This is a genomic window from Jiangella gansuensis DSM 44835 (genome assembly GCF_000515395.1).
Classification (GTDB): domain Bacteria; phylum Actinomycetota; class Actinomycetes; order Jiangellales; family Jiangellaceae; genus Jiangella; species Jiangella gansuensis.
Genome location: NZ_KI911782.1, coordinates 5,340,018 through 5,360,521, shown reverse-complemented (window position 1 = coordinate 5,360,521; position 20,504 = coordinate 5,340,018). Strand labels below are relative to the sequence as shown.

Annotated in this window: 19 protein-coding genes, 1 pseudogene and 1 riboswitch; of the genes and pseudogenes, 13 read left to right on the top strand and 7 right to left on the bottom strand. The window is 72.7% G+C overall.

Translation table 11 applies throughout. The annotated features are described in order from the left end of the window. Nucleotides 1-5 precede the first annotated feature (5 nt). Together JIAGA_RS36045 and JIAGA_RS0125410 are read left to right on the top strand one after the other, a co-directional pair. A complete protein-coding gene (locus JIAGA_RS36045) occupies nt 6-134 on the top strand; it encodes a hypothetical protein (protein ID WP_281172743.1) in 129 nt (42 codons plus the stop codon). Continuing rightward, complete coding sequence (locus JIAGA_RS0125410) at nt 131-466, top strand: type II toxin-antitoxin system PemK/MazF family toxin (protein ID WP_026877828.1); 336 nt, start codon at nt 131-133, stop codon at nt 464-466. The genes JIAGA_RS36045 and JIAGA_RS0125410 overlap by 4 nt, the downstream gene beginning before the upstream one ends. A gap of 31 nt (nt 467-497) precedes the next feature. Here the strand turns inward: JIAGA_RS0125410 and JIAGA_RS0125405 are convergent, their stop codons facing one another. Further along, a complete protein-coding gene (locus JIAGA_RS0125405; protein WP_051426507.1) occupies nt 498-2,933 on the bottom strand; it encodes a Tex family protein in 2,436 nt (811 codons plus the stop codon). A gap of 352 nt (nt 2,934-3,285) precedes the next feature. After that, nucleotides 3,286-3,399, top strand: a riboswitch (SAM riboswitch). Nucleotides 3,400-3,434: 35 nt separating this feature from the next. Between JIAGA_RS0125405 and JIAGA_RS32380 the strand changes: the two genes are divergently transcribed. The 3 genes from JIAGA_RS32380 (at nt 3,435) to JIAGA_RS32375 (ending at nt 6,607) form a co-directional block, all read left to right on the top strand. After that, the gene (locus JIAGA_RS32380; RefSeq protein WP_051426506.1) at nt 3,435-4,772 is read left to right on the top strand and encodes an aminotransferase class V-fold PLP-dependent enzyme; all 1,338 of its coding nucleotides are present in this window, start codon (nt 3,435-3,437) and stop codon (nt 4,770-4,772) included. Between the two features lie 44 nt (nt 4,773-4,816). Continuing rightward, complete coding sequence (locus JIAGA_RS0125395) at nt 4,817-5,794, top strand: M28 family metallopeptidase (RefSeq protein ID WP_084470111.1); 978 nt, start codon at nt 4,817-4,819, stop codon at nt 5,792-5,794. Between the two features lie 75 nt (nt 5,795-5,869). Continuing rightward, nucleotides 5,870-6,607 carry a CAP domain-containing protein gene (locus tag JIAGA_RS32375; RefSeq protein ID WP_051426505.1) on the top strand — a complete coding sequence of 246 codons (738 nt, stop codon included), beginning with the start codon at nt 5,870-5,872 and terminating at the stop codon, nt 6,605-6,607. On the opposite strand, the gene JIAGA_RS35860 is transcribed toward JIAGA_RS32375, so the two are convergent. Continuing rightward, nucleotides 6,505-6,915: a Rossmann-fold NAD(P)-binding domain-containing protein gene (locus tag JIAGA_RS35860; protein WP_169738782.1), complete on the bottom strand. Its 411-nt coding sequence runs from the start codon at nt 6,913-6,915 to the stop codon at nt 6,505-6,507. The two genes, JIAGA_RS32375 and JIAGA_RS35860, sit on opposite strands and share 103 nt — an antisense overlap. A gap of 136 nt (nt 6,916-7,051) precedes the next feature. Continuing rightward, nucleotides 7,052-7,153, bottom strand: a pseudogene (locus JIAGA_RS35855) (SDR family NAD(P)-dependent oxidoreductase); the annotation flags it as partial. Nucleotides 7,154-7,501: 348 nt separating this feature from the next. Here JIAGA_RS35855 and JIAGA_RS35095 point away from each other — a divergent pair. Both JIAGA_RS35095 and JIAGA_RS0125375 read left to right on the top strand, forming a co-directional pair. Continuing rightward, nucleotides 7,502-7,900 (top strand): MerR family transcriptional regulator, encoded by a 399-nt coding sequence (locus tag JIAGA_RS35095; RefSeq protein WP_051426504.1) that lies wholly within the window; start codon nt 7,502-7,504, stop codon nt 7,898-7,900. A 105-nt stretch (nt 7,901-8,005) separates the two neighbouring features. Further along, complete coding sequence (locus JIAGA_RS0125375; protein WP_051426503.1) at nt 8,006-8,941, top strand: aldo/keto reductase; 936 nt, start codon at nt 8,006-8,008, stop codon at nt 8,939-8,941. A 46-nt stretch (nt 8,942-8,987) separates the two neighbouring features. Here JIAGA_RS0125375 and JIAGA_RS0125370 read toward each other — a convergent pair whose 3' ends face one another. Continuing rightward, the gene (locus JIAGA_RS0125370; RefSeq protein ID WP_026877823.1) at nt 8,988-9,821 is read right to left on the bottom strand and encodes a YndJ family protein; all 834 of its coding nucleotides are present in this window, start codon (nt 9,819-9,821) and stop codon (nt 8,988-8,990) included. Nucleotides 9,822-9,867: 46 nt separating this feature from the next. Here JIAGA_RS0125370 and JIAGA_RS0125365 point away from each other — a divergent pair, with 46 nt between their 5' ends. Further along, nucleotides 9,868-10,572: a YggS family pyridoxal phosphate-dependent enzyme gene (locus JIAGA_RS0125365; protein ID WP_051426502.1), complete on the top strand. Its 705-nt coding sequence runs from the start codon at nt 9,868-9,870 to the stop codon at nt 10,570-10,572. Nucleotides 10,573-10,603: 31 nt separating this feature from the next. On the opposite strand, the gene JIAGA_RS32365 is transcribed toward JIAGA_RS0125365, so the two are convergent. Together JIAGA_RS32365 and JIAGA_RS0125355 are read right to left on the bottom strand one after the other, a co-directional pair. After that, nucleotides 10,604-11,881 (bottom strand): MFS transporter, encoded by a 1,278-nt coding sequence (locus JIAGA_RS32365; RefSeq protein ID WP_157553518.1) that lies wholly within the window; start codon nt 11,879-11,881, stop codon nt 10,604-10,606. Continuing rightward, nucleotides 11,878-12,453 (bottom strand): ArsR/SmtB family transcription factor, encoded by a 576-nt coding sequence (locus tag JIAGA_RS0125355; RefSeq protein WP_051426501.1) that lies wholly within the window; start codon nt 12,451-12,453, stop codon nt 11,878-11,880. Before JIAGA_RS0125355 ends, JIAGA_RS32365 begins: the two co-directional genes overlap by 4 nt. Before the next feature lie 162 nt (nt 12,454-12,615). Here JIAGA_RS0125355 and topA point away from each other — a divergent pair, with 162 nt between their 5' ends. Continuing rightward, nucleotides 12,616-15,249, top strand: coding sequence for a type I DNA topoisomerase (topA, locus tag JIAGA_RS32360; protein WP_051426500.1), 2,634 nt, complete (start codon nt 12,616-12,618; stop codon nt 15,247-15,249). A gap of 151 nt (nt 15,250-15,400) precedes the next feature. Further along, nucleotides 15,401-16,663, top strand: a complete 1,263-nt coding sequence (locus JIAGA_RS32355) for a serpin family protein (protein ID WP_051426499.1) — start codon at nt 15,401-15,403, stop codon at nt 16,661-16,663. Between the two features lie 94 nt (nt 16,664-16,757). Here the strand turns inward: JIAGA_RS32355 and JIAGA_RS32350 are convergent, their stop codons facing one another. Continuing rightward, a complete protein-coding gene (locus JIAGA_RS32350) occupies nt 16,758-17,429 on the bottom strand; it encodes a DedA family protein (RefSeq protein ID WP_051426498.1) in 672 nt (223 codons plus the stop codon). A 307-nt stretch (nt 17,430-17,736) separates the two neighbouring features. Between JIAGA_RS32350 and tmk the strand changes: the two genes are divergently transcribed. The 3 genes from tmk (at nt 17,737) to JIAGA_RS0125325 (ending at nt 20,402) form a co-directional block, all read left to right on the top strand. Then, nucleotides 17,737-18,360, top strand: coding sequence for a dTMP kinase (gene tmk / locus JIAGA_RS0125335; protein ID WP_026877820.1), 624 nt, complete (start codon nt 17,737-17,739; stop codon nt 18,358-18,360). Further along, nucleotides 18,357-19,514: a DNA polymerase III subunit delta' gene (locus JIAGA_RS0125330; protein WP_026877819.1), complete on the top strand. Its 1,158-nt coding sequence runs from the start codon at nt 18,357-18,359 to the stop codon at nt 19,512-19,514. The genes tmk and JIAGA_RS0125330 overlap by 4 nt, the downstream gene beginning before the upstream one ends. Nucleotides 19,515-19,616: 102 nt before the next feature. Next, the gene (locus JIAGA_RS0125325; protein WP_026877818.1) at nt 19,617-20,402 is read left to right on the top strand and encodes a hypothetical protein; all 786 of its coding nucleotides are present in this window, start codon (nt 19,617-19,619) and stop codon (nt 20,400-20,402) included. Nucleotides 20,403-20,504: the final 102 nt, after the last annotated feature.

Here is a 20,504-nt window from a genome sequence, read left to right as displayed (position 1 = left end):
ACCTAGTGGCTGCGCGGCGGGAGAAGTTCTGGGCCGAGGTCGAACGCACCATGACCACGCCTGAGGCTCGCGCGGACCTCGCAGCCGAGGCCGAGGTCTTCGCGGAGACCTTGACCGACGGCATCGAGCCGTGAATCCACGCCGCGGCCAGATCTGGAGCGGCGATCTCGGCAACCCGATTGGTCATGAGCAGACCTATCGGCGCCCGCTACTGGTCATCAGCGGGGACACGTTCTCGGGATCGCAACTGGTCACGGTGCTGCCGATCACCACGGCCAAGCGCCCGTACCCGACACGCGTCGAGATCGTCGGCACCCTCGCAGAAGCGTCCTACGTACAGGTCGAGCAGATCAGGACAGTGTCGACGAAGCGGCTCATCCGATTTCTCGCCGAGATCAACCCCACCGACCTGGCCGAGGTCGAGGCTATCCTCGCGCTCTTCCTCGAGTTGCCCAACCAGTATTGAGACGGCCCGCTCCCCGTCCGTCAGCGAAGACTCACTTGCCGTAGCCGGCGCGCCGGAACGCATCGGCGATGGCGCCGCCCGGCGCGGCCTGGCCACCGCGTCCGTCGCGTGGTGCGCGGCCGCCTCGCCGGTCACCGCCGCGGCCACCGCCACCGCCTCGCCGGTCACCGCCGCGCCCGCCGCCGGCCGGGCCGCGTCCGCCGTCGTCGGCCGCAGGCGAGCGCCGTCCGCCGGGTGTGACGTCGTCGTCGAGCCTCAGCGTCAGCGAGATCCGCTTACGGTCGACGTCGACGTCGAGCACCTTGACCCGGACGACGTCGCCAGGCTTGACCACCTCACGCGGGTCGGACACGAACCGCCGTGACATCGCGGACACGTGCACGAGACCGTCCTGGTGCACGCCGATGTCGACGAACGCCCCGAAGCCGGCGACGTTGGTGACCACGCCCTCCAGCACCATGCCGGGCGTCAGGTCGGTGATCTTCTCCACGCCATCGCTGAACGTGGCGGTCTTGAACGACGGGCGCGGGTCGCGGCCGGGCTTCTCCAGTTCCTTCAGCACGTCGGTGACGGTGGGCAGGCCGAAGGTGTCGTCGGCGAAGTCACTGGGCCGGAACTCCCGCAGCATCCGGGTGTCGCCGAGCAGGCCGGTGAGGTCGCGCCCGGAGCGTTCGACGATGCGCCGCACCAGCGGGTACGCCTCGGGGTGGACGCTGGAGGAGTCGAGGGGGTCGTCGCCGCCGCGGATGCGCAGGAAGCCGGCACACTGCTCGAACGCCTTCGGGCCCAGCCGTGGCACCTCCTTCAGGGCCGTGCGGGACCGGAACGGGCCGTTCGCCTCGCGGTGCGCGACGATGTTGTCGGCCAGCCCGGGGGTGATGCCGGACACCCGGGTCAGCAGCGGCGTCGACGCGGTGTTGAGGTCGACGCCCACGGCGTTCACGCAGTCTTCGACCACAGCGTCCAGCGACCGGGAGAGCGACAGGTCGGGCAGGTCGTGCTGGTACTGGCCGACGCCGATCGACTTCGGATCGATCTTCACCAGCTCGGCCAGCGGGTCCTGCAGCCGGCGGGCGATGGAGACGGCGCCGCGCAGCGAGACGTCCAGGTCGGGCAGTTCCTGTGAGGCGAACGCCGACGCGGAGTACACCGACGCGCCGGCCTCCGAGACCATCACCTTGGTGACGCCGGGGTGGCGGCTGACCAGCTCGGCGGCGAGCTTGTCGGTCTCGCGCGAGGCGGTGCCGTTGCCGATGGCCACCAGTTCGACGCCGTGCTGGGTGACCAGCCGGTCGAGTGTGGCCAGCGATTCCGCCCACCGGTCGCGCGGCTGGTGCGGGTAGATGGTGTCGGTGGCGACGACCTTGCCGGTGGCGTCGACGACGGCGACCTTGACGCCGGTGCGGTACCCCGGATCGAGGCCCAGCGTGGCGCGGGTGCCGGCGGGCGCGGCCAGCAGGAGATCACGCAGGTTGGTGGCGAAGACCCGGATGGCCTCCTCCTCGGCCGCCTCGCGCAGCCGCATCCGCAGGTCGAGGTCGAGGCGGAGCATGATCCGGGTGCGCCAGGCCCAGCGGACCGTCTCACCCAGCCAGCGGTCGGCCGGCCGGCCCTCGTTCACGATGCCGAAGCGGGCCGCGATCTCGGCCTCGTACGGGGTGGGGCCGGGTGTGGCGGCGTCGTCGTCGGAGGCGGCGGGGTCGACGGTGAGGTCGAGGATCTCCTCCTTCTCACCCCGGAACATCGCCAGCACCCGGTGCGACGGCAGGGCGGTCAGCGGCTCGGCGACGTCGAAGTAGTCGGCGAACTTCGCACCGGCCTGCTCCTTGCCCTCACGGACCTTCGCGACCATGCGGCCGGTGGACCACACCTTCTCGCGCAGCGAGCCGATGAGGTCGGCGTCCTCGGTGAACCGCTCGACCAGGATGGCCCGGGCGCCGGCGAGTGCCGCGGCAGCGTCCTCGACCCCGGCCTCGGCGTTCAGGTACGCGGCGGCGGTCTCCTGCGGGTCCAGAGTGGGGTCGGCGAGCAACCCGTCCGCCAGCGGCTCCAGCCCGGCCTCGCGGGCGATCTGCGCCTTGGTGCGCCGCTTCGGCTTGTACGGCAGGTAGATGTCCTCGAGCCGGGCCTTGGAGTCCGCGGCCATGATCTGCGCCTCGAGCTGGGGGTCGAGCTTCCCCTGCTCGCGGATGGAGTCGAGGATCGCGGTCCGCCGCTCCTCCAGCTCGCGCAAGTAGCGCAGCCGCTCTTCCAGCGTGCGTAGCTGGGCGTCGTCGAGCGCGCCGGTCTTCTCCTTGCGGTACCGGGCGATGAATGGGACGGTGGCGCCTTCGTCGAGCAGCGCCACCGTGGCCAGGACCTGGTGTTCGCGGACGCCGAGCTCGTCGGCGATGCGCTGCTCGACCGACAGTTGGACCGTGTTCGTCACAGGGGTTGTTCCACTCTCTCGTGCGGGCGTCAGACGCATTCTGCCGGGTTGCTCCCGGCGGGGGCGAACCCGACCCGCGCGTTCCCGCCCTGGCTGGGGTAGGTCTCCGGGCCGCTCTGCAATGAGCACCTGTAGGCACCGGTCCGTGACGCCTCGCCGGCAGCCGCCGAGCGGCTCACCATGGCGGGCGGTTTGGTGGCGTCCTGGCACCACTAAGCCACCCGCCATCGCCGTCTGGGCGGCGCGGCTGAGGTCGAGTGTCGGCCGGTGGTGCGTATTGGTGTCCATTGCAAAGCGGCCAGGTCGAATCGGCCACAGGAATCTCGCATAGCGGGACGAAGACGTTCGAATCATGGACTGATCGTCCGAGGGCGGTTATGCTCACCGCCAAGGTCATGAGCGCCAGCGTCAAGCCCCGGCTAGCTGGCCGGCAACCCTCCTCCGCGGTGGGGTGCCCCGGGTGACGACCCGGCCGCCCTCGGTCCTGAGGCGGCAAGCGCGGGCCCGGCATCGGGCCCCTCGACCAGCGAGGAGTGCTCTGTGACCGTCACCGACCTTCCCTGTACCAGCGCCGCCACCGTCCCGTCGAGGACGGCGCCGGGGTCGCCAGCCGTCCCGCCGGAGCTCGTCAGGGCACCGCGGCAGCCGTTGCTTCCCGTGGTCGGAGCGGACCTTCGGGCGCCGTTGGCCGGCGGTGGCGAATGCAGGTACGTCAACCTCGACTACGCCGCCAGCGCACCCGCGCTGCAGGCAGTGGCCGACCATGTCACGGAGATCCTGCCGTTCTACGCGAGCGTGCACCGTGGCGCCGGGTACGCCTCGCAGCTGTCCACCCGGCTGTACGAGGACGCGCGGGAGACCGTCGCCCGCTTCGTCGGCGCCCGGCCGGACGACGTCGTCGTGTTCACCCGCAACACCACCGATTCGCTGAACCTGCTGGCCGGCTGCGTGCCGGGTGAGGTGGTGGTGCTGGACGTCGAGCACCACGCCAACCTGCTGCCCTGGCAGCGTGGCGCGCACCGCGTGGTCGAGGCCGCGCCCACCCTGGAACGGACGCTGGCCCGACTGGAGGCAGAGCTGGCGCGCCGGCCGGCCGCGCTGTTGGCGGTCACCGGGGCGTCGAACGTCACGGGTGAGCAGCTCCCGCTGGGCCTGCTCGCCAGGCTGGCGCACCGTAACGGCGCGCGCATCTGTGTCGACGCCGCCCAGCTCGCCCCGCACCGCCGCATCGACCTGGTGGCCTCGCAGGTGGACTACGTCGCGTTCTCGGGACACAAGCTGTATGCGCCGTTCGGGGCCGGTGTGCTGGTCGGGCGGCGGGACTGGCTCGACGCCGGCGAGCCCTACCTGGCCGGTGGCGGCGCCGTCCGCGAGGTCAGCGTCGAGGAGACCCGCTGGGGCCCGGCACCGGCCAGGCACGAGGCGGGGTCCCCGAACGTCGTCGGTGCCGCCGCGCTGGCGCGCGCCTGCCAGGTCATCGAGGCGCTGCCGGAAGGTGTCGTCGAGCAGCACGAATCCGCGCTGCGCCGGCGGCTGATCGCGGGACTGTCACGCATCGACGGTGTGCGGCTGCACCGCATCTGGCCGGACAGCGCATCGGTCATCGGTGTCGTGGCGTTCTCCGTCGACGGCTGGGACGCCGCCCACGTCGCGGCCTACCTCTCCGCCGAGCACGGCATCGGGGTGCGCGACGGCCGCTTCTGCGCACACCCCTTGCTGGCCCGGCTGGGCCGGCCGGACGGTGCACTGCGGGCCAGCTTCGGGCTCGGCTCCCGGGCCGGTGACGTCGACCGGCTGGTCGCCGCGCTCGAACGGCTGGTCCGCGACGGCGCCGGGCACGTCCCCACGGTGCCCGGCGAGCGGCTCTGCGACGACTGACCGACGTACCATGCAGAGTGGCCAGGTACCCCTCCCGGTGGCCCGTGGCGGTCGCCGCAGCCGCCGCCCTGACGGCGTCCGCGTGCGGCGGGTCCGACGGCGAGTCCGGCACGCAGACCTCGGCTCCGGCGGACCCGCCGTCCGCGTCGTCGCCGGCACCTGAGACGCCGACGGCCACCGCGACGCCGACCCCGAGTCCCACGCCCACCCCCACGCCGGCCGTGTTCGATCCGGCCGCCGCGTTGGCCGACATCGAGCACCTGGCCGGCAGCATCGGCCCGCGGGAGGGCACGTCGCCCGCGTTCCACCAGGCCGCGAGCTTCGTCGTCGACCGGTTCACCGCCCTGGGCTATCAGGTGAGCACCGACCCGTTCGAGGTGCCGGCCGGGAACTCCTGGGGCGTGCCGGTCGATGCCGGGACGTCCACCAACGTCATCGCCGACTCACCCGGGTTCGACCCGGCGCAGCCGCACGTCGTCGTCGGTGCGCACCTCGACACCGTCCCGCAGGCGCCCGGCGCCGAGGACAACGCCTCCGGCGTCGCCGTCGTCCTCGAACTCGCCCGGCTGGCAGCCGCGCAACCGCCCGGCGTTCCGGTGCGGTTCATCGCGTTCGGCGCCGAGGAACCCCGGGGCGAGGGCGACGACCTTCACCACTTCGGCTCCCAGCACTATGTGCGCGAGCTGCCGGCGGCGCAGGCGGCCGCGCTGGCCGGCATGGTGTCGCTGGACCGCGTCGGCGTGCCCGCCGATCACGTGCCGGTGTGCACCGGCGGCCGCGGCACCACCGCGTTGCGCGACGCCCTCGTCGCCGCCGCCGGCACGGTCGACGTCCCGGTGCAGACCTGTGAGAACCGCGCCAGCGACCACTGGTCGTTCGAGAAGGTGGACCTCCCGTCGGCGCGGCTCGGCAGCATCCCGTACGACGGCTACCACTCGCCCGGCGACGTGCCCGCCGTCGTCGACCCGGCCCAGCTGGACCGCGCCGGCCGCATCGTCTGGGCCTGGCTGAGCACACTCTGACCGCCTCGGTCCGGGAGGTTTCGACCGGACGAGCCCGGGCACGATGTCCTGCGTTGTCCTGCGGGAGGAGAGCGCATGCGGGCGAGGCCGGCCGTCGTCGTGGCCGTGGTCTGCCTCGCGCTTGCCGGGTGCGCCGACGACGAACCGAGTGCGGTCCGCGAGCTGTCGACCATCGAGCCGCGGCCGGGGACCGAGTCGTCGCCCACGCCGCACGACACCACGCCGTCCCCATCGGCAGCACCGGCCGAGCCGACGCACACCGCCGAGCCCACGCCGTCCGCCGAGCCCGTGGAGACGACGGCAGCTCCGGAACCGACGGCCGAACCCACCACCGCTGAACCGGAACAGACGGCCGCACCCCCGGACGAGCCGACCGAGCCCGCGGACCCGGAGCCGGACGAACCGGAGCCGGACGAGGAGGTCGACGAGCCGGAACCTTCGCTCGCCGGCGAGGTCGTCGAGCTGACCAACGATGTGCGTGCCGACCACGGCTGCCCGGCCCTGCGACCCGACGACCGGCTGACCGAGGCGGCCCAGCTGCACAGCGAGGACATGGTCGAACGCGACTACTTCGACCACACCAGCCCGGACGGCGCGGGCCCGGGCGACCGGGCGGAGCAGGCCGGCTACGAGCGCTGGTCCGGGGAGAACATCGCGATGGGGTACGCGACGGCGGCGGACGTCGTCGACGGCTGGATGAACAGCGAGGGTCACCGGGCCAACATCCTGAACTGCGACTCCCAGGCCATCGGGGTGGGCGTGGCCGATGGCGACGGCGGCCTGCGCTGGACGCAGATGTTCGGCACCGAGTGAGCTGTCGCCGCACCGGTGCCGAGCCGATGGGTCCGGTCGAGATCGTCGGCGACGGCGGCGAGCTGGGCGCGGATCCCGGCCACCGCGTCGTCGCCGAGCGCCAGCCGCAGCGGCGGCGCCGGTAGCCGCAGTGCCGCGAGCGTCGCCGCCGCGGCCTTGTCGGGGTCACCCGGCTGAACGCCGTCCATGGCGGCGAGCGCCGCTCGGCTGTTGCCGACGGTCGCCTCGTAATCGGGCATGGCCGCGGTCGACCGCAGCGCCGGTCCGGCGAAGGAGGTGCGGAAGGCACCCGGCTCGACGATCAGCACGCGGATGCCCACATGACGTCGAAGGCGTCCCGCGGACCTGGTGCGCAAGGCCCGCCGGCGGGCTCTCGTCATCGAAGCGGACGTACGCGACACACCCGCCGTCTCCGCGGCGGTCGCAGCGGGCAATGTCGAGCACCGCGATGTCCGCCCCGCCCTCGGCCAGCGTCGCGGCCGCGGCCCGGCCGATACCCCGGGCGGCCCCGGTCACCAGCGCCACCTTTCCGTCGAACTCGTTCATGACCTTCGCTCCTTCGAGTCGACCTCGCCCGGCGGTCCGGTCCGAGGATCACGCCGACCATGCCGGGGCCGCGGTGCCGGCGGCCATGGCCCCAAGGTGGAAGATCGCGGTGCTTGCTTGCGCGGGCGCGAGCGGTCCACGCATACAGAGGTGTGGAACCCACGGCCGCGGAGCGTGTTCTCGCGTCCTGTCGTCCGCCGCAGAAGCACGTCACGCGGGTCCTGGCCGCTACGCGCTGCGCGAGCCGCACCCAACTCGCCGTCCGCTGGCAGCAGGAGCGCTACCTCTCGGCGGAAGAGCGCCGGACGTCTTGACTTGGAGTGCACTCCAACCCCTACCGTCGATGACGTGACCACCCTCGACGTGCGTGAGACCACCATCACCGGCCCCACCGAGACCATCTCCGAGGTGGCCGAGCGGACCGGCATCACCGCGCACACACTGCGTTACTACGAGCGCATCGGACTGCTGGACATCCCGCGCGACTCCGCCGGGCGCCGGCACTCCACCCCGGACGACGTCGACCGGGTCGTGTTCATCACCCGGCTGCGGCAGACCGACATGCCCATCCGTGACATCCAGCGGTACTTCGAGCTGGCCGAGGCCGGCCCGGCCACCGAACCGGACCGCCTGGACCTGCTGAAGAAGCACCGGGAGGCGGTGCGGGTGCGCATGGAGGCGCTGCGCGTCGCGCTCGACGTGGTCGACTTCAAGATCGCGAAGTACGGCGGCAGCGCGCGGCCCTGACGCCGTCCGCGCCGACCCTCACATTCCGGGAGTACCACCGTGTCCCTACCTCAGCGCGCCCTCGGGCGCTCCGGTCTCACCGTCTCCGCCCTCGGTCTCGGCTGCATGGGCATGAGCGAGTTCTACGGCACCCGCGACGAGGACGAGTCCGTCGCCACCATCCACCGGGCCCTCGACCTGGGCGTGACGTTCCTTGACACCGCCGACGTCTATGGCCCGCACACCAACGAGGAAATGGTCGGCCGGGCCATCGCCGGCCGCCGCGACGAAGTCGTGCTGGCGACGAAGTTCGGCATCATCCGCGATCCCGCCGACCCGGTGCGCCGCGGGTTCGACGGCAGTCCCGGTTACGCCCGGGCCGCCTGTGACGCCTCGCTGCGGCGACTCGGCGTCGACCACATCGACCTGTACTACCTGCACCGCGCCGACCCGGAGACCCCGATCGAGGACACCGTCGGCGCCATGGCCGAGCTCGTCCAGGCCGGCAAGGTGCGCTACCTCGGGCTGTCGGAGGTCGCCGCCGAGACGATCCGGCGTGCCTACGCCGTCCATCCGATCGCCGCGCTGCAGTCGGAGTGGTCGTTGTGGAGCCGAGACGTCGAGGGCGACATCATCGGCACCTGCCGCGAGCTGGGCATCGGGCTGGTGCCGTACAGCCCACTCGGTCGCGGCTTCCTGACCGGGACCATCACGTCGCCGGACGACTTCGACGCCGACGACTTCCGCCGCCGGAACCCGCGGTTCCAGGGGGAGGCGTTCGCGAAGAACCTCGAGCTGGTGCGAGCCGTGCGCGAGCTGGCCGAGCGCAAGGGCGTCACCGCCAGCCAGCTGGCGCTGGCCTGGGTGCTGGCGCAGGGCGACGACGTCGTGCCCATCCCGGGCACGAAGCGGCGCCGCTACCTGGAGGAGAACGCCGGGGCGCTGGACGTCACCCTGGACGCCGCCGACCTGGAGCTGCTGGACGGCATCGTGCCCGCGGGAGACCGCTACCCGGACATGAGCTTCGTTGCCGGGGTCACGCCGACCCGCCTCCCCGAGTGATCGACAGGACCTTGATACCCGTGGAGGGGTAGCGCCGCCCTGTCGATCACCGGTGGGACGGTGCGCGCTGGACCCGCCGCCAGGCGAGCAGGCCGCACAGCGCGAACCCCAGCGCGTTGGCGACGCCGTGAGTGGCGGCCATCCAGCTGAGCGACAGGTGCGGCACGGCGGCCCAGACGTGACCGGCCGCCCAGCTCAGGGCCAGCAGCATGGTCAGCACCAGCACCGCCGCGCTGACGCCGAACAACGCCCGGGTCACGCGGTCGCGGGTGGGCGCGATGTCTCGCCAGAGCGTCCAGGCCAGCAGCCACATGCCCGCGGTCAGGATCACGGCGCCGGCCAGCTCGACGTCGTCGCCGGTGAAGTAGCCGGCGAACACCAGAGCGATACCGGCCGGCACCGTGAGGGCGGCAACGCCGGCATGACGACGGCCGCTCACGACGGTGGCCAGCCCGGCCACCAGGGCCGCGGCGAAGCCGGCGTAGTGGAAATGCGCGACGGTCAACGCGTGGACGGTCATACCGAAGCCGAGCAGCTCCCAGCCGCCGCGCTCGGCCACCAGGCTGCTGGCCGCCACGGCCGGGGACACCATGGCGGTCAGGGCGGCCACCTCGACCGGCGCCAGCGAGCGGCGGCGCGCCAGCCGGAGCACGGCGAGGACCGCCAGCCACGCCGTGACCGCCGCGTAGCAGCCGGCGAGCGCGACCGTGAACCATGCGCCGCGCTCCAGCAGCAGCGAGAGCGCGCCCGCCGCGCCGGCGTACGGCCACACCTGGCCGACCGGGCTGAGCCGGCGCTCGTCGTCGTCGAGGAGCCGGAGACCGAGCGGCACGATCACCACCATGCCAAGGGCAACGATGCAGCCGACGAGTACCGTCACGGCAGGAACTCTAGAGGCCGTCGGAGACGGCGACGGAAGGGGATCGATGCTGGCCGAGTCGGACATCCGCGCCAACTACGCCGCGGTACGGGCGCGCGTCGACGACGCGTGCCGGGCTGCCGGGCGGTCCCCGGACGACGTGCGGTTGCTGCTGGCGACGAAGACCCAGCCGGCCGAGCGGGTGGCGGCCGCGATCGCCGCCGGAGCCCGGCTGATCGGTGAGAACCGGGTGCAGGAACTCGCGGAGAAGGACGCCGCGCTGGCCGCCCTGCCCTGCGAGCGGCACTTCATCGGGCACCTGCAGACGAACAAGGTCAACCAGGTGTTGCGATACGTCAGCTGCGTGCAGTCGGTCGACGGGGCGGACCTGGCCGACCGGCTGCAGCGCCGCCTCGAAGCCCTGGACCGGACCCTCGAGGTGCTGATCCAGGTGAACACGTCCGGTGAGACGAGCAAGTTCGGCGTCGCGCCGGGCGAGGCGGTCGAGCTGGTCGCCGCGGTGGCCCGGCGCGACCGGCTGCGGGTGCGCGGCCTGATGACGGTGGGGCTGCAGTCGCCCGACGCCGACGCCGTCCGGGCGTCCTACCGCGCGCTGCGGCAGGCGCGCGACCGGGCCCGGGACGCCGTCGGGCTGGAGCTTCCGGTGCTGTCCATGGGCATGAGCGGAGACCTGGAGTCCGCGGTCGCGGAGGGCGCGACCATGGTGCGGGTCGGGTCGGCCGTCTTCGGTCCGCGGCCACCGGCGCGGTGAGCGGCGGCCGCCGCACGTGAGGAGATGACGCTCACGTGACGGCGGCCGGCTCTTCGTCGACGGTCGCGGCCTTCCGGGCCCGCTCGGCGCGGTAGGCCGGCAGGTAGAGTGGCGCGGCCAGTGCCAGCACGACCGCGCCGACCGCCATGGCCGCGCTGACCGACAGAGCGCCGGCGATGGCCATCAGCACGATGCCTCCGATCGAGCCGGCCGGCTGCGACACCATCGAGTTCAGCGACGCGACGGTGGTCCGGTGCGCGCTGGTGACCTGTTGGTGCAGCAGTGTCATGTGCATGGGGTTCGACGCCCCGTGCATGACGTACGTGGCGAAGAAGGCCGCGATCAGCCCAACCGGGCCCGCGAACAGTGCCATGCCCACCACGGTCACGCCTTGGAGCACGCGCAGCAGCGCCGCTGTCAGCGGCACCCCGATCCGCCGCGACAGCAGCGGAACCATGGCGGCGCCCACCGCCGAGAATCCCCAGGCAGCCGACGCCACCGGTCCCATGATCGCCGCCGCCCGGTCCGCGTCGCCGACCACCTCGGTCAGCCGGATCGGCATCATCGACTCGAAGGTCACCATGCCGAAGCCCCAGGACAACTCGACGCAGATCAGTGCCAGCAGCACCTTCGAGCCGCGCAGCAGGCCGATGCTCTCGCCGACGACGCGGGGTACGCGCCGCACCGACCCGGCGACCGCCCGCCAGCCGCGCGCCGTCCGGGTCTCCGCCATGAGGACGGCCGTGGCCACGACCGCCACCACCTGGACCACCAGGGCCGCGAGCACCGGGACCGCCAGGGCATCCACCTCGGGCAGCGGGTCCAGGGCGATCAGGCCGCCGGCGCCCAGCGCACCCGCTGCCACCGCCGCGCCGACCACCGCGCCGCCGCGGGACAGTCCGCGGGAGATGTCCGCCGCCGCATCGTGTGCCAGCGCGGTGTCGACGTACCACGCCTCCAGCGGGCCGCTGTCGAGGGCGCGGTAGACCCCCTGCAACGCGTACGCGACGGCGAACGCGGCGAAGCCGTCGGCGGTGAACAGCAGCGCGAGCACGCCGACGTTGACGACACCGGATGCGACCATGACCGGCCGCCGGCCCAGCGAGTCGGACAGCCCGCCGGTGGGCAGCTCCAACGCCAGCACCATGAAGCCCTGCGCGGCGATCACGAAGCCGAGCTGCCCGAGCGTCACGCCGCGTTCGAGGGGAAGCAGCGCGACGATCGGGATGATCAAACCGGTCGGGAGCCATCGCAGCGCCAGGAGAAGCAGGAAGCGGCGCCGGGCCGTCTCAGGACCGAGGGTGGTCATGACCGGTCCCGGGACGGAATGGCCAGCAGGTGCAGCGAGACCTGCGCGGCGTCCGGGTCGTCCGCGGGGCGCGGGCTCTCGACGTAGCGGGCGACCACCGCCTCGAGTTCGGCGGTGAGCGCGCGCAGGTCGTCGGGCCGGACGAACATCAGCATGTCGGAGTGGCCAGCCGCGTCGAGCCAGGCGGGGTCCCACTCGTGCCGCTCGGACTGCCACTGCTCCAGCCGGCCGAGCATGATGTCCAGCTGCTGGCGACGCAGGACCGCCTCAGCCGCCAGGCCCGCTTCGGTGTCGGCGAAGTCGCTGGTCCGCCAGCTGGTGACGTCGTGGGCCGCGCGCCAGCGACGTTCGCGCCGCGACGGCTGTTCGGTGTCCTCGACCACGAAGCCGAACCGCTCCAGCTGGCGCAGGTGATAGGACGTCGAGCCGCTCGACTCGTCGAAATGGCGGCCCAGCTCGGACGCCGTCGCGGGGCCGTGACTGCGTAACCGGCCGAGCAATTTCATGCGCAGCGGATGGGCGAACGCGCGCAGCGTCTCGACGTCGTTGATCCACTTGCTGGATAGAGCCATGCCACTCACCGTACGACCGCAAAGAGAAGTTTGCAAAGGTCTCTTTGCGGTTATCTCCTTCGCTTCTCGGGAACAACGTCGGATACCGTGCGTTGTCGCAGGGAGAATCGTTCATGAGCCGAAGGGGTCGGTTCAGCGCGCCCAGGACGTAAAGGAGCATCCATGGCCCGATCCACGAACGGGGCGGCGGTGCGGCGCCGTCTGGTGGTCGTGGAGTCGCCGGCGAAGGCCAAGACCATCGCGGGCTACCTTGGCGACGGCTACATGGTGGAGTCGTCGTTCGGTCACATCCGAGACCTTCCGTCGAAGAAGACCGAGGTGCCGGCGGCTCACCGTGACCGCTACGGCAACCCCGTGGGTGTCGACGTCGAGGGCGGCTTCGAACCGCTCTACATCGTTCCGGCCGGCCGGGCCAAGGATCAGGTCAAGAAGCTCAAGTCGATGCTCAAGGACGCCGACGAGCTCCTGCTCGCCACCGATGAGGACCGCGAGGGCGAGGCCATCGCGTGGCACCTGCGCGAGGAGCTCAAGCCCAAGGTGCCGGTGCGGCGCATGGTCTTCCACGAGATCACCCGCGACGCCATCCGGGCCGCTGTCGACAACCCCCGCGAGATCGACGAGGACCTCGTCGACGCTCAGGAGACCCGCCGCATCGTCGACCGGCTCTACGGTTACCAGGTCTCTCCGGTGCTGTGGCGCAAGGTCATGCAGGGCCTGTCCGCCGGCCGCGTGCAGAGTGTCGCCACCCGGCTCGTGGTGGACCGCGAGCGTGAGCGGATGGCGTTCCGCTCGGCGTCGTACTGGGACCTGACCGCCACGTTGGAGACCGGGGACGCCGGTTCCGCGCAGGAACCCAGCGCGTTCGAGGCCAAGCTCTCCACCGTCGACGGCTCCCGAGTGGCCAGCGGGCGCGACTTCGACGCCCGCGGCCAGGTCAAGAACCGCGACGTCGTCGTGCTCGACGAAGAGCGCGCCCGCGCCCTCGCCGCCGCGCTCGGCGACGTCGACTACACCGTCCGCTCGGTCGAGGCCAAGCCGTACACCCGCAAGCCGTACGCGCCGTTCCGCACCACCACCATGCAGCAGGAGGCCTCGCGGAAGCTGGGCTACGGCGCCGCCCGCACCATGCAGGTGGCCCAGCGGCTGTACGAGAACGGCTTCATCACCTATATGCGTACCGACTCCATCACGCTGTCGGACGCCGCGCTCAACGCTGCCCGGGCGCAGGTCGCCGAGCTCTACGGCTCGCAGTATCTGCCCGACACCCCGCGCCGCTACACCAGCAAGGTGAAGAACGCCCAGGAGGCGCACGAGGCGATCCGCCCGGCCGGCGACAGCTTCCGCACCCCGGGCGAGACCGGGCTGACCGGTGACGAGTACCGGCTCTACGAGCTCATCTGGATGCGCACCGTCGCCTCCCAGATGCGCGACGCGAAGGGCGAGACGCTCACCGTCCGCGTCGGTGCCACGGCCACCAGCGGCGAGGACGTCGAATTCACGGCGTCCGGTCGCACCATCACGTTCCACGGCTTCCTGAAGGCCTACGTCGAGGGCGCCGACGATCCCGAGGCCGAGCTCGACGACCGCGAGCGCCGGCTGCCGCACCTGTCCGAGGGGCAGGGCCTCACCGCCACCGAGGTCGAGCCCGAGGGCCACACCACCAAGCCGCCGGCCCGCTACACCGAGGCCACGCTGGTCAAGGAGCTCGAGGACCGAGAGATCGGCCGGCCGTCCACGTACGCGTCGATCATCCGCACCATCCTCGACCGCGGCTACGTGTTCAAGCGCGGCAACGCGCTGGTGCCGGCCTGGCTGGCCTTCGCCGTCGTGCGGCTGCTCGAGGAGCACTTCACCCGCCTCGTCGACTATACGTTCACCGCCCGCATGGAAGACGTGCTCGACGACATCGCCGGCGGCCGCGCCGACCGGGCCGCAGAACTGGCCCAGTTCTGGCACGGCGACGACAGCGTCGACGGCCTCAAGAAGCTCGCCGACAACCTCGGCGAGATCGATGCCCGCGAGATCTCGTCGTTCCCCATCGGCGAGGGCTACACCGTCCGGGTTGGCCGCTACGGCCCGTACATCGAGGACGCCGAGGGCAACCGCGGCAGTGTTCCCGAAGACCTGCCGCCCGACGAGCTCGACGTCGAGACCGCCCGCGAGCTGGTCAGCCGCGGCAACGGCGATCGTGAGCTGGGCGTCAACCCGGACACCGGTCGCACCGTGGTGGCGAAGTCGGGCCGCTACGGCCCCTACGTCACCGAGATCCTGCCCGACGACGCGCCCAAGAACGCCAAGCCGCCGACGGCCTCGCTGTTCAGCACCATGTCGGTCGAGACGGTGACGCTCGAGGAGGCGCTGAAGCTCCTGACGCTGCCGCGGGTGGTCGGCACGGACGCCGAGGGCAAGGAGATCATCGCCACCAACGGCCGCTACGGCCCGTACGTTAAGAAGGGCACCGACTCCCGCTCGCTGCCGGACGAGGAGTCCCTCTTCACCGTCACGGTCGAGGACGCCGAGAAGCTGTTCGCCCAGCCCAAGGGCCGACGCGGCGCCCGTGCCGCCACTCCGCCGCTGCGTGAGCTCGGCACCGACCCGGCCTCCGGGAAACCGCTGGTGGTCAAGGACGGACGGTTCGGCCCCTACGTCACCGACGGCGAGACGAACGTGACCATTCCACGCGGCACCGACGTCGAGCAGCTCACCCACGAGCGCGCCGTCGAGCTGATCGCGGAGAAGCGGGCGAAGGGTCCCGCGCCCCGCAAGCGCGCGGCGCGGGCTCGCTCCCGCTCCTGATCTGGCTGGTTTCGGCCCGGTTCCGCTGGCATCGGCGGGCCGGGCCGTCGCGTTCTCCCTGATTCGGCGGCGGCACTGCGCTCCGCCGACGTCGTCCGACGCCGCGGCGTGATCGTCTTCCGCGGGCGGCGGGTCCGCGTAGTGTCGAGGTATGAGCCTGCACGCGTCCGAGGTCAACCAGCTCACCGCCGCCTGGCTGCGGCGTACCAGGGGGGCCGGGGTGGTGTCCGGCGCCGGCCTGTGGCCGCTGCTGGCCATTCTCGCCGCGTCCGCCGACGAGCCCGGCCGGGACGAACTGGCCGACGCCGTCGGGCTGCCCGCTGACGAGGCCATGGACGCCGCCCGCGACCTCCTCAAGGCGCTGGCCGACCTCGACGGCGTCGAGGCCGCACTGGGACTGTGGGCACAAGCCGCCGCTCATGTGCGCCAGGAGTGGCGCGACACCCTGCCGCCCGGCAGTTACGGCGAGTTGGCCGGCGACGCCGCGATCGACCAGCCGATGCTCGACGCCTGGGCCAGCGAGCGCACCGGCGGACTCATCGAGCGGTTCCCGGTGCGCACCGGCCCGGAGCTGATGCTCACCCTGGCCACGGCACTCGCGCTGCGCACCACCTGGGAGCGCAAGTTCACCGACGAGCGGCTGGTGCCCAGTGCCGGCGCCTGGTCGGGGCGCCCGCTGGCCGGGCTGAAGCGCACCGGTCCCGACCTCGACGACCTCCGGCTCGCCACGACCACGGCCGGACCGCTCACCGTCACGCGGATCGCCGGGACGAACGGCCTCGACGTCCACCTGGTGCTCGGCGAGGACAGCCGCGTCGGCGCCGACCTGCTGGCCGCGGCGCTCCCGCTGGTGACCGGCACCGAGTCAGGCGAGGTTCGCACCGGGGGCGAGCTCCTGGCCGGCGACGGCGACGGCGCCGGTTCCGGCTGGCCAGGCGTCGCCGTCGTGTCCGCACAGCGGCCGAGCCTCGCGGTGACGACCGCGCGGTTCACCGTCCGGTCCGACCACGACCTCATGGAGAACGCCGCGGTCTTCGGCCTGCGCACGGTCAGCGGCACCGACCGCGGTCATTTCCCCGCCATCGGCCCGGTGCCGCTGCGGGTCGACCAGGCCCGGCAGTCCGCGGTCGCCGTCTTCAGTGCCACGGGATTCGAGGCGGCCGCGGTCACCGCCATCGGGCTGCGCACCGTCTCGATGCCGGTCCACAACTCGCGAGGTCTCGCGGTCAGCTATGACCGGCCGTTCGGTTTCCTCGCCACGCACCGCGACAGCGGCCTCGTGCTCTTCGCCGGCTGGGTCGACGAGCCCGACGCGTGGTCGCCGCCCGAGCCCGGCCGCCGCCCGGCGGCTCGCCCGGCCCGCCCGTCCGCCCCTGTGCGCGGCACCCTTCCCCGCCCCGGGAAGCCCGAGTAGAACCGGAAATGATCACGTCCACCATGGGTGCACCCGCTCCACCAGGGATGCATGCCTGGTGCAGCGGTAAGAGTCCTGGTGTGGGCGGCCGGGATCAGCCGACCAGCTCCGGAAGCCGTGACGGCGACGGCTCCTCCGGCGGGTGGTCCACAGCGGCGCCGGCCCGGGCCCGCTGCGACATCCGGCGACGGGTCCGGATCACCGTGTGTGCGGCGCCGGCCCAGACCCCGACCAGCACTCCGACGGCCGCGCCGATGGCCACCTGCAACCACAGCGGGGCATCCGTCACGGTGCCGGTGACGTAGCCGAGTCCGACCGTCCAGCCGGCCCACAGCAGGCAACCCGCGAACGCGAAGGTGGCGAAGCGGCGCGGGCGAACCCCGGCGATGCCGGCCGCCGCCGCCACCGCCGTCCGGCCGAGCGGGACGAAGCGTGCGGCGGTGATGGCCACCGCGCTGGTCGAGCCCATGCGGGCGTGGGCGCGCTCGATGCGTTCGACGATCCGCCGCCCCAGCCGGGTTCGGCCGAGAGCGCCGGGCAGGGCCCGCCGGCTGAGGCCGTAGACCGCCAGGTCCCCGGCGATGGCTCCCGCGGTGGCGGCGACGACCGCCCATCCGACGTCGAGGTGTCCGGCCGCGGAGAGCGCGCCGGCCGAGACGACGAGGACCTCGCCCGGCAGCGCCGGGACCATCGCGTCGAAGGCCACGAACGCCGCGAGGATCAGATACGCGGCGAGGGGCACACTGACGAACGACAACAGGTCCATGACCTCCACTCTTGTGGTCCGGACCCACGCCGGGCAACGCCGCGAGGGCTAATTCAGGGTTACCTCAGGGTTGATCTCAGGGGAGTGGTGGGGCTACCTCCACCCGCCGGCAGGGCCCATTCCTGGGCCGTGATCCGCCACCGTCCGACCGACGCACGCGTTGATCTTGGAGGTGTCCGCCGAATGCCGCCCGGAATGTCCGATAGATGTCCGAAGGGCTCCAAGATCAACGCGGGGGAGGCGAGCGCACGGCGCGCATGGCGCGGTCCGGCTGGGGAATGTCGGTGCCATTCACTACGCTGGCCGCGTGACCGGACCGCGAGGGCTGTTCGTCGCCTTCGAGGGCGGCGACGGAGCCGGCAAGACCACCCAGCTCGGGCTGCTGGCCGAGCACCTGCGCGCTCAGGGCTGCGACGTGGTCGTCACCCGCGAGCCGGGCGACTCCCGCATCGGGCCGCAGGTGCGGGCCATCGTGCTCGACGGCGGCGAGCTGGACCCGCGGGCGGAGGCGCTGCTGTTCGCCGCCGACCGCGCCGATCACGTCGCCCACGTCATCCGGCCGGCACTGGAACGCGGCGCCGTCGTGCTGGTCGACCGGTACATCGACTCGTCGATCGCGTACCAGGGTGAGGGCCGCGGGCTGGGCCGCGATCAGGTCGCCGCCATCTCCGCGTTCGCCACCGGCGGGCTCGAGCCCGACCTCACCGTCCTGCTCGACCTCGACGAGGCTGCTCGCCGCGACCGGGTGGAGCGGCAGGGCTATGTCGACCGCATCGAGCGCGAGCCCGGTCATGTGCACGAGCGGGTGCGGCAGGCGTTCCTCGACCTCGCCGCCGCACAGCCGGAGCGGTACCTCGTCGTCGACGCCGCCCGCTCGCCGCGCGACGTGGCCGCCGACATCGCCGTCGCCGTCGACAAGGTGCGCCCGTGAGTGTCTGGGACGCCGTCGTCGGGCAGCGCGTCGTGCCCGCCCTGCAGCGCACCGTCGCCGACGCAGCCGGGTACCTGACCGGTGGGCCGCGAGGTGCCATGACGCACGCCTGGCTGTTCACGGGGCCGCCCGGCTCCGGCCGCTCGGTCGTGGCGCGGGCGTTCGCGGCGGCGCTGCAGTGCCCCAACGGCGGCTGCGGCGAATGCTCCGACTGCGCCGACGTCCGCGCGCGCACCCACCCGGACGTCGCGAGTCTGGTCACGCAGGGCCTCAACATCCGCATCAGCCAGGTCCGCGACCTCGTGCCGCGGGCGGCGCTGCGCCCGGCCCGGGGCCGCTGGCAGATCGTGGTGGTCGAGGACGCCGACCGGCTGGGGGAGGACGCCGCCGACGCCCTGCTGCTGTCGGTGGAAGAGCCGCCGGAGCGGACGGTGTGGATGCTCTGCGCCCCCACCGCCGAGGACATCGTGCCGACCATCCGGTCCCGCTGCCGGGTGGTGCAGCTGCGCACTCCGCCGTACGCCGACGTCGCCCGCTTCCTGGCCGACAACGAAGACGTCGACCTCCCCACCGCCGAGTTCGCCGCCCGGGCGTCGCAGGGCCACGTCGGCCGGGCCCGGGCGTTGGCCACCGACCCCGACGTGCGGGCGCGCCGGGACGAGGTGCTGCGGCTGCCGTTCGCCCTCGCCGACATCCGCCAGTGCCTCGACGCCGCGGCGAACCTGGTCGAGGCGGCCAAGGCCGACGCCGAGAAGCACTGCGACGCGCTGGACGAGCGTGAGGTCGAGGAGCTGCGTAAGGCGTTGGGCGCGGGCAGCACCGGCCGCAAGCCGCGCAACATGGAGGCAGCGGTCAAGGAGCTGGAGCGCGAGCAGAAGCTGCGCCGCACCCGGGTCCAGCGCGACTCCATCGACCGCGCCCTGGTCGACGTGCTGGCGCTGTACCGCGACGTCATGATGCTGCAGATGGGCGTGCGCACCGAGCTGGTCAACGAGGAGATGCGTCCGTCCATCGACCGGCTGGCCCGCTCCGGAACACCCGGGGCCACGCTGCGCCGCATGGAGGCCGTGGTCGCCGCCCGCGAGGCACTGCAGGCCAACGCCCTGCCGTTGCTGGCCCTGGAGGCCATGGCGCTGTCGCTGCGTGAGGGCTGAGCTGCGCCAGCAGCTGCGAGCGCCCGTCGCGGCCGTCAGCACCCACCGGTGGGCCGTCAACGCCCACCGGCCCCCGCAGATCGAGACGTTAGGGTCTGGCGTGTGGGCGACGCATCCGGGCCGTGGGAGATCGTCGAGTCGTTGACCCGGTGGGCCGAGGGAACACCGTGGTGCGACTGGCTGGAGCTCGCCGGTTCGCTGGGCCGCGGCGCCGGTGACGCGCTGTCCGACATCGACGCCGGCCTGGGCGTGGAGCTCGACGACGGCGCCTCGTACGAGGACCGCCGCGACGCCGCGCTGGCCGCGGCCCGCACGTTCGCCGTCGTCGCCGACGAACACATCCAGCACCTCGGCAGCCCCGAGCGGCCCGCCGACCACCTGGTGGTCCAGTACGCCGACGGCCGCCAGCTCAGCCTCGTCGTGACGCCGGCGGAGAACCGGCCCGGCCTGCCTCCGGGGGCGAAGGCGCTGCTGGACCGGTCCGGCCGGCTGTCGCAGCCGTACGAGCCGCCGGTGCTGCGGGCCACCGACGAGCAGCGGCGCGAGTGGGCGTTCCTGTCCTGGTGGGCGCTGTCGGACGTCGCCAAGCACGCCGGACGCGGCCGGGTCTGGCGGGCGCTGGAGGCGTTGCACGAGGCCCGCACCGGCGCATGGCGGCTGCACGCGGCCGTAGCCGGCATCGACTATCCATCGTTCGGGGCGGTCAGTGCCGAGAACGCCGACGTTCCGGCACCGGCCGGCATCGAGCTGGCGGTTCCGTCCGCGGCGGCGCCGGACGCGCTCTTCGCCGCCGCGCGGGCGCTCGCGGTGGTGCTGGAGCCGCTCACCGCGCCGTACCACGTCGACGGGGTGCGGGCCGAGGCGCTGCGCCGGCTGGCCGCCGGCTGAACGCCAGCCCAGTCCACGACGCCGTCCGTTCGCCTCCGCGGCACCGGCCGGTCACCCGGGTCGCCTAACGTCCGCACGGTTGCGCGTCGTGCCATCGACTTC